Origin of the sequence: Neobacillus drentensis (assembly GCF_036962765.1) — a bacterium.
Lineage (GTDB): Bacteria > Bacillota > Bacilli > Bacillales > Cytobacillaceae > Neobacillus > Neobacillus drentensis_C.
Genome location: NZ_JBALOS010000020.1, coordinates 7,915 through 19,935, shown reverse-complemented (window position 1 = coordinate 19,935; position 12,021 = coordinate 7,915). Strand labels below are relative to the sequence as shown.

Below are 12,021 nucleotides of genomic sequence, written 5' to 3'. Positions count from 1 at the left end.
TTTCATTAAAAATAACTTGGTTATTAAACTCTCTATAGTGTAAATATGCTGAAATTAATAGGAATTGCAAGTGTTTTGTAAAATGATTATAGTTTACTAATTATTCCAGACGTGTGAATAATTAGTAGATTGATAATAAAAAGGGGGAATTACATGTTTCGTCGTAAATCTATTATTACAATTCTAGCAGCCGGGATGGTTTTGTCCAGCGGGGCCGTTTATGCTCAAACAATAAGTGCACCAAATGGACAATCAGACACAGCCTTTGATAATAAAATTATCAAGAAAATTAGCGCAGATAATATGTATAACACCATTGCGTTGTTGTCTGAGCAGCCAAGGGAAGCGGGAACGGAAGGGGAAGTTCGTGCCGTTAATTACATAGAGGGCGAGTTTAAGAGCTTAGGTTTTGAAACAAAGGTAATACCATTCCCAATCTATGATTATCGAACAAACCATGTTTGGGTGAAAATTGGTGGATCTGATATCGAAGGGACTGCACCGCGTGCCTTTAGTGGCAGTGTTAAAGGATCAGTAAAAGCTGGTCTTGTGAATGTTGGGAAAGCGAAGCTTGGGGAAATTCCGGATGAAGTGGCAGGGAAAATTGCCTTGGTGGAACGTGGGGACATCACGTTTATTGAAAAAGTACAAAATGTGTTAGACAAAGGTGCAATTGGGGTACTAATGTATAACAACAGTTCAAATGGTAACAACTTTGGACAAGCAGCTGAGGGACAAGGTATCCCTGCCGTAGCGATTACACGGGCACAAGGCTTGACTTTGGTGGACCAATTAAAGTCTGGACCAGTTGAGGCAACCTTAGATGTGGATATCGAAAAAATCGAGAAAACATCCTATGTTGTTGAAGCTAAATTGAAGCCGAACAAGAACAAGGATACAGGCCAAATTGTCACTGTCGGCGCACATCATGATTCTGTTCATGGGGGACCAGGGGCAAATGACGATGCCTCAGGTGTATCAGCTGTCCTTGAATTAGCAAGGATTTTTGCGAAAGCACCAATTGATACAGAAGTACGATTCCTTACATTTGGTTCAGAGGAAAGAGGTTTAGTGGGGTCGTCTTTTTATGCTTCTCAGCTTCCAAAAGATGACGTGGACCGTATGGTTGCCCACTTCCAAATGGATATGATAGGCGGTCGAGATGCCGGAGCGGATCACCCAGCGGGCGGCTTAATTATGTATACGATTGACGGTCAGAAGAACCTTGTTACTGATTTAGGAGCAGCAGCAGGCGTAAGGACGATGGATGTAGCCATTCCTTATGGACAATTAGGCCGAAGCGACCACCAGCCGTTCCATGAATTAGGAATTCCATCGGCATTATTCATCCATTCACCTGTGGAACCATGGTACCATCAGCCGACAGATACAATAGATAAAATCAGCAAGGAAAAGCTGCAGCAGGCGGCTGAGATTGTTGGTGCATCGGTATATCAAATTGCCCGCCCTGAAACCCCGGCATTAGAAAAGGCACGTGTTGCCGCAGGTACCGTTGACTACGATTTTGAGGACCGTCCAGTCGATTAATCAATCCGAAAACAGCCATTCATACTAAGAAAGAGCTACGCTTGGCCACTTACCACAGTGGTCCAAGCGTTTTTTTAATATCAACAAACACAGTTGTCTGTGCGTGGTGGACAAAATGGGCTAAGTGTCTTTCGGTGGTGCCTGACACCGTTATGTGACACCATTATGAATCTGAAATTGTAAAATTCTCCTTTTCTTTATCGAAAAACTCTGTAAAATGGAGATTAAGAGTATATTTGATGTGTTTGGAGCGATCTCTATGTCGAATTTTTTTCCGATTTTTTCAAAAGAGAATGAATCTGTATTTTATAATCCAGATGATTTAATAGACTTGTTTCTAGACTGTACAGCGGACGGGATTTGTATGGTTGATATGGAAAATCGGTTTATTCGAGTGAACCAAATGTATACGAAAATTTTTGGTTATACAGAGGATGATTTATTAGGGAAAAGAATTGATGAATTTCCTTATCCTGATAAAGCAAATGATATTATTGAATCAGTTAAGCGTGGTGAAGCCTTTACTGATATGGTTACACAACGCTACCACAAGGACGGAACCATTCTTGATATCGCTGTTTCGTATTCTCCTTTTCGGAATTCTTGTGGGGAGATTATTGCCGTCCTGGCCATCTTTCGTGATATAACCAAGTTTATTAATATTGAAAGAGAACTGAAGAGAACACGGGAACTGTACAAGCTAATTACTGAAAATACAACGGATATGATCAAGGTGTATTCAAAAGATGGAAAGGTCGTCTATGCATCTCCATCTCATGAGGACGGGATTGGGTATACCCCTGATCAATTAATTGGTAAAACTGTCTATGATCTTATCATTCCAGAGGAAATTGACCAATTAAAAAAGGTTTATCAAAAGTTAATAGAAACAGAGGAGCCTCAACTACTCCAAACGCAGGTCCAAACGGGTAATAATGAAGTCATATATTCCGAGACCATGATTTCGCCCATCTTTAATGAACAAGGAGAGATTGATTTCTATGTCACGGTTGGTAGAAATATTACGGATCGGATCAAAAATGACGATACCCTTCGAAATTTAGACCGGCTTTCGATTATCGGCCAATTAGCTGCCGGGGTTGCTCATGAGATACGAAACCCTTTGACATCATTAAAAGGATTTTCAAAGCTATTGACAGATACAAAGAATAGAGATAAACAAGATGAATATTTATCAATTATCATGAACGAATTAGATCGAATTGATATAATTGTCAATGAATTTATGTCGTTGGCAAAGCCACAGGCAATTCAATTTGAACAAGTAAGTTTAATTTCCATTTTAGAGAGTACGGTTAATATTTTACATCCGCAAGCATTATTACATAATGTTCAAATTACAAACCAATATCAACAAGATGACATTTTATTAGATTGTAGTCCTAATCAGTTAAAACAAGTTTTTGTTAATTTCTTAAAAAATGCGATTGAATCTATGCCGTTTGGAGGGAATGTCGATATTCATGTCCAAAGGGTGGAAGGCAATCGTGTACAGATAAGCTTTTCTGATGAAGGGATGGGAATTGACAACGAACTGATGCGCTTTTTGGGAACACCTTTTTATACAACTAAAGACAAAGGAATCGGACTAGGGCTTACCGTGAGCAATAAAATCATACAGGAACATAATGGTACCATGAACATCGAAAGTAAAACGGGTAAAGGTACGACGGTGAAAGTGGAACTTGAATGTTTTTAAATTAGATAATAAAAAAAGGGTGTCAGGCACCACTGTGTTTTGTGATGACTGATACCCTTATTTGGTGTAACGATTTGCATAGCTGGATGCTACAAAGGCGTTCGGCTTGATTTTTGGTTCAACGCCCATGGATTCAATTCTGGTTACCATTTCTTTCACAAACTCACTCGTCTTGTTTCGTTTACCTGCGCCAATATCAATGTGCCCCTCCATGGTGAAGGTTGCTCCCTGATAGATATAGGGAAGAACAAGATTAACCAACTCAGTTTTCCTTTCTTCGGTAAACATCGAAACGATTTCCTCCGTTAATGATAGTTCAAGAGATATCCGCTCATGCAAGTGTGTCATTTTCCTTGGAATGACGACCTTCCTTATGCACGCCCATACTCCTTTGCCCTTATTCTGAATGACAATTCCGGTAATAAAAACGGTTGTAGATTTATGGACTTGAGAATCTGTGCCGACCATTAGTTTGTAGTTGCCATTTGGATCTAACTTCATGAATGATACAATCCGTTCAAAAACCTGTTCGAAAGACATTCCATTCTCTTGAAGATTTTGAAACGAATCGTGATAAGCTCCACTTTTTTTCATATTGAAGCACCACATCTTTCCTTTCCAACTGAAAAAGTTTAGTCTCGCCGCTTATTCCTATCTTATGGAAAGTGATATATAGTCGTGCAGCCATTGAAACATTTGATCTTCTTAGAAATGTATGTAGAAAGGTGAGCAAAAATGCATGAATGGTGTCATAGGAGTGGTGTCAGGCACCGTCCGTGGACAAATGCCTTGTTTGTCCATCGTGGGAGTACAGGCCTGTTAGGGTTGGTAATGAATTGTACTGTGTGGTGGAGGTAACCTGTTAGCTAGTGGCGAATTTCAGTAAATAGGGAATTTTAGATTAGAAGGGAATAGGGGGAGTGGGCTTGGCTTATTCAGAAATGAACATGATTGCAGAAACGAGTGGGGGCCATGTTAATAATGTGAAACTCATTGATTATTTAGATCAAGCACGCCACGCTTGGTACCTATATTGTATTTTGTTAGGAGTGGAAGCCGTTGTCGTTCATATTGGTGCCGATTATAAAAAGGAAGTACTCAATAATGAAAAGTTGTTGGTCCGTACTTGTCTAGAACATGTGGGGAATACAAGTTTTATTCTCAAACAGACGATTTTGAAGGACGGGAAAGAACTGGCTGTTTCTGGAGAAGTGATACTTACGACAATCAATAGGGAAACGAGGAGAAAAGTCACTGTTCCAGATGAAGTGCGAATGCTCCTTAAGAATGATACTGTGTTGAATGATGTTTACCTTTCACAGGTGAATGCAATCAGTTAATCCTGTAAAAATATTTATCCAAAACGTACATCAAACAAATGAACATTCGAACAATCTTTTTTCAAAAAACAGTTATTTGCCTAACAATATTTGTGCATGTCCATCATTAGATAAAGAAAAGAATCTAATTTGGATAGGGATGGATTGAGATGGCAAAGAGAAACCGAGGGAAAACAATCAGCTACCTGCCTTCGAACGGGCGCGGAACCTGCCCGATATGTGCGAGAACAAGAATCAAACTATTGTACCCGCATAAAACAGAAACAAACCAAACCATCAAAGTTTGCAAATTCTGCAGAGATAAATAATCTAAGGTGTCAGGCACCACCCGTGGACATTTGTCTTTTTGGGGTGCCTGACACCTTTTTCATTCTACGGTGCCTAACACTAATGCAATGTTGGTTCAAATATATGTCAAATGTCCTATAATTTGTAATAAATAGATTTGTTGTTTGGTGAATTGGTAGGATGGAATTATTTCACATTTCGTAATAAAATAGGTCTCATAGAATAAAAATACATAAAAATTTATAATGATACATAGACGGAGGGTTACAAATGAAGACGAAGAAAACAGTTGCCGGCCTATTGGCCATAGGTTTGCTGACGTCAAGTCCATGGACAGTTGGATTTGCTGAGGGACCAAAATGGACAAACGTAAATGCATATGAAGAACAGGATGGGAGTAAGTTTAATAGTGAAAACTATGACTTTGTTAAATTCTCGCAAATCGGCAATAAGTTGAAATCCATTGAAAAGCAGTCTAACAGAGTAAAAGTGGAGGTTCGCGGAACTTCAGCCGATGGCCATCCACTTTATGTTGTAACTATTGCGGATCCAACTACCCAAGGAAAATTTGGGAAAATCCAATCCCTAAGAAAACAGATGTTTAAAAACCCAGGGAAGGCACAAGAGTGGATTGCCAATAATCCTGACTTTAAAGTTCCAGTCATGATAAACGGCTCCATTCATGGAACAGAATTTGTAGGTTCCGACGCACTTCTTCAACTCATTGAACGCTTTGCAACACAGAATGACGAGGAGACCAAAAGTATTTTAGATAGTAATATTCTTATTTTCAATGTTGTACAAAATCCTGACGGACGTGTGAATGCCACTCGTTTTAATGGCGAGGGTATCGACTTGAACCGTGACTTTATTACACAGTCACAGCCAGAAACGAAAGAAACGGTTGAACTAATTAAAGAGTGGAACCCGATGGTATTCCTTGATACTCATGGATACGTAAGTGGATACGGTCCTAACTTACAAGGATTAATCGAACCTTGTACGCCTCCACATAACCCGAACTATGAGTATGATCTTTATAATAAGTGGGCATACAAACAAGCAGAAGCGATGGAAGCGTCAATTATGGGAGATAAAGCCAGTTATACTGGAAGCAAGTATCAAAGCATGGAAGGTGTTTATGTTCCACAGCGTGATGATGCTGCAGGCTGGGACGATTATCCGCCAATCTTTACACCAATGTACGCTATGTACCACGGGGCTTACGGTCATACATTAGAGGCGCCGACGAATGACTTAGATGGCGTGCGTTGGCAGTATAATGCCATTTTAGGCGCGTTAAAATTTGCTACACAGAATAAACAAGGCATGATTACGGACCAAATTGAAATGTTTAAGCGGGGGATTAATTTTGACCATCCGTTCCACCAGGATGGATTCTTCCCGAAAGCGTATATCCTTCCAGTTGACGAGAAGGATCCAACTGTAACGAATAAGGCTATTAATCACTTAATCAATAATGATATTGAAGTTGTCCAAGCGTCGAAAGCCTTTACGGTAGATGGGAAAACTTATCCTAAAGGAACCTATCTCGTTCAAATGGACCAAGCAAAGGCTGGTTTAGCCAATACTATGCTGTGGGACGGGGAAGATATCTCGAATGACACGCCAGCCATGTATGATATTTCTGCATGGAGCCTGCCAGAACTTTGGGGATTTGACGCTTTCGCCACACAAAATTCGGTTGATGTCACGACTACGAAGGTAAACCAAGTTACTGAGCAAGGTTCTGTCTCAGGTAAGGGGCCATTCTTGATTCAAAACAGTTCTGTTAAAGCTGTTAATCTAGTAAATACTTTGCTTCAACAAGGTATCCTTGTAAAGCGGGATGCTAAAGGTAATTTCTACGCTGAGGCAGCGGCTAACCAGATTTCAGCAGCTGTAAAAGCATCTGGATTACAGGTTGCATCTACAGCTAAGGTCCCCGCAGAAGCAGTTACGTTAACCAGCTTAAAGGTAGCCATTTTGAAGGATGGCGGAATGGGCAAAGTCCAGTCCCATAGCGGAACGAAGCTTGCACTGAAACGACTTGGTTTTGAGGTGACAGAAGTGACGCCAGTGGAAGTAGCGGAAAGCGGTTTGAATGGATTTGATGTGTTTATTTACAGTGGCACTGAAAATCTTATTTCTACTAATCTATCAGCGGCAAACAAAGAATTTGGTTTCCAAAGTGCTGGGCAGTTTGTTTCGTTTAAGGCAAATGTGACTGATTTTGTAAGCAAGGGCGGAAAATATATTGCTGTTGGCGCAGGGGCATCAAGCGCAACTAAAACGCTTGGTCTTACGGACGATATAATTAATCCTGCTGGGTCTAATAGCAATGGAATCGTGAAGGTGAACTATGATGGAACTGGTATAACTGCAGGTTATGACCAGGATGACCTTGGTTTTGTTTACCGCCCAGTTTGGTATACCGGTACTGATAATGATGAAGTAGTTGCAAGTCTAGCAAACTCTGATGATTTCTTTGTCGCTGGGCATTGGATTAATAAAAAAGCCGATGCTAAGGGTCAGGCTGTAATCGTTAAAGAGAAGAATAAGGATGTAACCTTAATCGGTTTAGAGGCGGGCTTCCGTGACCATACGGATTACCTATTCCGTTTATTATCCAATGCCATTTTTGAAAAATAATAGTTATCGAAGGAGCCGGGTTTCAGTGATGAACCCGGCTTTTTCCTATTTACTTGAGGTGATAGAAATATCCCCAAAGGTGCTGTGAAATCTTAACAGCTATGGTGTCAGGCACTCTTCTTTTAAAAGGATATTAATAATAGCTGTCGAATAAACTTAATTGTAGAGCAATTGGTTCGAAGCGGTTGAACGGGTGTAATCTCTATAAATAGACGTAAAAAGGGGTGGGATGGTTGACGAAGAGAATTGTCAAACAAAATGAATTAAATTTTTTAAAGCGGGAGCTTAAGTACCTAGAAGATTCAGAGATTCTGCCAGCTGGTAAGGCTCATGAGATAGAAGCAATTTACGAGGTGCAGAAACTATCCTTTACAAAAACACTTTTGTATGTTGGTACGATTTTAATTGGCGCTGGGGTACTAAGCTTTATTGCAAGTAATTGGGGTGAAATTGGAAAAATAGTGAAATTTCTTATCATCATCGCTTTATATATTGCTTGTAACCTTGCAGGCTACAAAATGGATAAAAACTTTCCAAAGACATCAAAGAGTCTTTATTACTTAGGCTGTCTAGTGTTCGGAGCAGGAATTTTTCTTGTCGAGCAAATGTTTCATCTCGGAACAAACTCCCAAAATGCTTTTTTATGGTGGTCGCTTGGCATTTTGCCATTGGCATGGGTACTACGGGATAGATGGATTCTATTAGCCTCTTCCCTGTTTGTCCTCAAATACATGCTTGATGGGCAATATCTCCAAGGAGTAAATATCCCTTATTGGACTCTCCTCTGGATTGCAGCAATTTATATCCTTAATGAAAAAATCGGTTTTTCAAAGGTAACTGGATTTGTCAATGGCTTGCTGTCGCTGGCATTTATTGGGACAATTATTAGTTATTTTAGCAATCGATATGATTATGATGATTTTACGTACGTATACGGACTAATCTATTTGATAATCGGTGTGGCCCTGGTTATTTCAAAGGGTAAAATTAAAGACATTTATGTTGTATTAGGCTACCTCGTTCATGGTGGGGCTGCACTAATGTTATCATTTGAAGGAAACTGGCCGCTGGATTGGCTATATATTCCGTTTTCCATCCTCTACCTGATCTACGTCTTGTATTTAATCAAAAGAGGAAGTCTCCTTAGCATCATTATTCTTTGCGTGCTGATTTTCCGTTTTTACCTTGATTTATCCTTTGAGTATTTGCCAAAATCGTTCGTATTTATAATTGGAGGATTCCTGTTGCTTGGGTTCGGTTTTTATTTTGAAAAACAAAGGAAAAAAGGGGGGAGTGTGCATGAATAAGCGAGCAAAACAGTTAGTTTTGGCTTGTTGTGTGCCAGTTCTCATTCTATTAGGCAGGTGCGTCATGCCCCTTTATACCTTATTAGTGGGGGAGGAAATGATTCTCCAAACAAAACCGCTGGATCCGTCCGACGTATTTAGAGGCGATTATGTGGCCCTGCAATATGAAGCAGAGGAGGTCCCGATAAAATTGGTGGAAAAATCAGTGGTTACAAGATTACAGGACCTTGGTGGAGAGTTTGGTGTGTACGTTCTGATGGAGAAAAAGAACGGAGTCCATACGCCCATTAAAGTCACCCTTTCGAAACCAGATAAGGGAGAATTCCTCAGCGGAACAATCAGCTATATCGATAAAGACAACCAAGGCCAAGAAATTGCCTATATTAGATATGATTTGGATAATTACTACCTTGAGGACAACACAGGAACAGAATGGGAAAAAGCCTCTGCTAAAGGAGAAATACTAGCAAAACTCAAAGTAAACAACGGCTACGCTATCCTGACCGATATTACAACGAAGTAAACGTGGGTGTCAGGCACCACTCGTGGACAAATATTCCGTTTTGTCCATGTGGAGAGGACAATATTTCTTTTTGGTGCCTGACACCTTTTTTATTGTTAACTATAATTAAAATTCGGTTGACATTATGGTGGTTCACCCTTTATTTTAATCTTATAACAATTATTTGGGGTGGAAGAATGAATCGGAAATTAAGAGCGTTGGATTTAACACTAGTGGGGATGTTTGTAGCCCTTATGGCGATTGGGGCTAATATTACCTCTTTTGTACCTTTTATGGTGGTGGGAGGAGTTCCAATTACGCTACAAACGTTTTTTGCAATTTTAGCAGGGGCCATTTTAGGGAGCCGGTTAGGCTCAATAGCAATGATTGTTTATATGTTAGTTGGATTGGCCGGCGTACCTATTTTTGCTAAATTTGGGGCAGGACCTTCTTCAATTTTCAGTCCCACCTTCGGCTTCATTGTTTCATATATTTTCACAGCGTTTATCATTGGAAAAGTCGTTGAAAAGAAGAAAACTGTGGCGGCCTTTATCATTGCATCCTTAATCGGAATGGCTGTTAACTACTTATTCGGAACAAATTGGATGTACTTTGCCTACAAGCTCTGGGCGGCTGCGCCAGATGGATTTACCTATAAAATGGCATGGTTATGGATGGTAGTGCCTTTGCCAAAGGACATCATCTTAGCAGTCCTAGGAGGAATCATGGCCCACCGACTAGAAAAAACGGTCCTATCCAAAGGACAATTTAAAAACCTAAAGCGCGTTTCCTAGAGAGATCCAACACAAAATAAAGGTGTCCATACGGAGTGGATAACTGTCTTTTTGTGGTGCCTGACACCATTATTAATATATCTTGCATAATAAAAGTGGTTACACCATTTAGTTGGTGTAACCACTTTTTGTTGGCCGCATTCCTTATAGGGGTGATAGGGCATTTTTGACGGATACTCTGTTTCATCCAAGTTGTTTGGAATCGTCTAAAAAGGGGTGTGCCCTGCTGGTGCCAATCTTAAATTGATTGATTAAATCATCCTAAGCACATGTCCCCCATGGCATTTTTTGCTAAATGAAAAAACTAATCAAACGATTGATTAAATCATCCTGAGCCCAAGGCACCCATGGCTTTTCAAGCTAAATGAAAAAAACTAATCAAACGATTGATTAAATCATCCTGAGCCCAAGGCATCCATAGCTTTTCAAGCTAAATGAAAAAACTAATCAAACGATTGATTAAATCATCCTGAGCCCAAGGCACCCATAGCTTTTAAGCAAAAATAGGAAACTAAACAAATGATTGATTAAATCATCTTGAGCCCAAGGCACCCATAGCCTTTTAAGGAAAATAATAAGCCCTATAGATAAAAAAGGCGTCATCCAAAAAATGGATGGCGCCTTTTTAAAGGAGATTGTTATTTTTTTATGGCATTTACGACTTCGTCGATGGTTTTTTCACCGGCATTCAGACCGTTGATGGTCCAGTTGCTTGGGTCGTTCATTTCATACACATGTCCATTTTTAACCGCGCCAAGACCCTTCCAGATGGAACTCTTCGCTAATATGTCTAAACCTGGTTCCCCTTTTTTGCTGACAAGGAAGATGTGATCTGCTTTGATTTCTGGCAATTTTTCAAGAGCAATGGGATCCCACTGGGCAGCGGCACCACCAAGTGATTCAACAAATGCAGGCTGTTTTATGCCTAAATCGCCGTAAAGAACATTGGCACTGAAACGATTATTTTCCATTAGATAAAACTTATCGGCCATAACCCATAAGATAGCTGCTGTTTCATCTCCAATTGCATCGTGGACTTTCGTTTTTGCATCCGCTGCTTTGGTATCGTAATTGGCTAGCGCTTTTTTTGCTTCTGATTGTTTATTCAAGATCTCGCCCATTTGGGTTAGTTGTTTGCGCCAATCTGCACTAACTTCGTCCTTATAGACGTAGGTTGGAGCGATCTTTTTATACTCTTCGTATTGCCCTTTTTGGATGGCAGATGGCGAGCTGAAAATAATTAAGTCAGGGTTGTTATTGATAACTTGTTCAAGTGGAAGGTCCCAGCCGATTTTGGGAACATCCTTCAACTCTGGCTGTAAATAATCCAAAACGGTATCACCGATAGACCATTGTGCAGCTGGTTTAACTCCTAATGCTACTAATGAATCCTCTAAATAAGGAGCGACGATTCGTTTAGGATTAGCTGGAATCACCACTTTCCCCTTAGCATCCGTTAATGTCACCTCGGCATTTTTCTTTTCCGCCGACTTTTCTGTTTTTGAATTATCAGAATTACTGCAAGCACTTACCAAAAATAACAGTAGTAATAAAGTAAAAGATAAATAAAAGCGCTTTTTAAGCATATGTAAACCTCCTGAGATAGTGAATACCTGTTATAATGGTAATGATAATCATTTTCATTTAAGGTGTCAATAAACAAAATAATTTAAATTGAATAAATTTGTGAAATAAATTTGAAGGATAATACTGGGAGTCGCTTTTATACCATAAACGTATTGAAAAATAACTGTTTACTCTCTATACTTGATAATGATTATCATTCTTTTTATAGGTTACACATACATTCATTTTCACTATAGTAATATACCCAATTTTTCTTTTTTATCAGAGGCTATTTTCGCATAGA

10 protein-coding genes are annotated in these 12,021 nt (G+C 39.7%); 8 read left to right on the top strand and 2 right to left on the bottom strand.

The window, feature by feature from the left end; genetic code table 11:
• The first annotated feature begins 153 nt into the window (after positions 1-153).
• Positions 154-1,548: a M28 family peptidase gene (locus tag V7137_RS03465; protein ID WP_335696768.1), complete on the top strand. Its 1,395-nt coding sequence runs from the start codon at positions 154-156 to the stop codon at positions 1,546-1,548.
• Between the two features lie 259 nt (positions 1,549-1,807).
• Positions 1,808-3,268 (top strand): PAS domain-containing sensor histidine kinase, encoded by a 1,461-nt coding sequence (locus V7137_RS03460; RefSeq protein WP_335696767.1) that lies wholly within the window; start codon positions 1,808-1,810, stop codon positions 3,266-3,268.
• 57 nt (positions 3,269-3,325) lie between these two features.
• On the opposite strand, the gene V7137_RS03455 is transcribed toward V7137_RS03460, so the two are convergent.
• Entirely contained in the window at positions 3,326-3,862 is a 537-nt protein-coding gene (locus V7137_RS03455) for a ribonuclease H-like YkuK family protein (protein ID WP_335696766.1), read from the bottom strand.
• A 332-nt stretch (positions 3,863-4,194) separates the two neighbouring features.
• On the opposite strand from V7137_RS03455, the gene V7137_RS03450 reads away from it, so the two are divergent.
• From V7137_RS03450 to V7137_RS03425, 6 genes are all read left to right on the top strand, one after another.
• The gene (locus tag V7137_RS03450; protein ID WP_335696765.1) at positions 4,195-4,608 is read left to right on the top strand and encodes an acyl-CoA thioesterase; all 414 of its coding nucleotides are present in this window, start codon (positions 4,195-4,197) and stop codon (positions 4,606-4,608) included.
• 149 nt (positions 4,609-4,757) lie between these two features.
• The gene (locus V7137_RS03445; RefSeq protein WP_335696764.1) at positions 4,758-4,916 is read left to right on the top strand and encodes a hypothetical protein; all 159 of its coding nucleotides are present in this window, start codon (positions 4,758-4,760) and stop codon (positions 4,914-4,916) included.
• Between the two features lie 250 nt (positions 4,917-5,166).
• Entirely contained in the window at positions 5,167-7,548 is a 2,382-nt protein-coding gene (locus V7137_RS03440; RefSeq protein ID WP_335696763.1) for a M14 family zinc carboxypeptidase, read from the top strand.
• 233 nt (positions 7,549-7,781) lie between these two features.
• Positions 7,782-8,855: a DUF2157 domain-containing protein gene (locus V7137_RS03435; RefSeq protein ID WP_335696762.1), complete on the top strand. Its 1,074-nt coding sequence runs from the start codon at positions 7,782-7,784 to the stop codon at positions 8,853-8,855.
• Positions 8,848-9,378, top strand: a complete 531-nt coding sequence (locus tag V7137_RS03430) for a GDYXXLXY domain-containing protein (protein WP_335696761.1) — start codon at positions 8,848-8,850, stop codon at positions 9,376-9,378. The genes V7137_RS03435 and V7137_RS03430 overlap by 8 nt, the downstream gene beginning before the upstream one ends.
• Positions 9,379-9,554: 176 nt before the next feature.
• Entirely contained in the window at positions 9,555-10,151 is a 597-nt protein-coding gene (locus V7137_RS03425; protein ID WP_335696760.1) for a biotin transporter BioY, read from the top strand.
• A 638-nt stretch (positions 10,152-10,789) separates the two neighbouring features.
• Here V7137_RS03425 and V7137_RS03420 read toward each other — a convergent pair.
• On the bottom strand, positions 10,790-11,737 hold the full coding sequence (locus V7137_RS03420) for an iron-hydroxamate ABC transporter substrate-binding protein (protein WP_335696759.1): 948 nt from the start codon (positions 11,735-11,737) through the stop codon (positions 10,790-10,792).
• Positions 11,738-12,021: the final 284 nt, after the last annotated feature.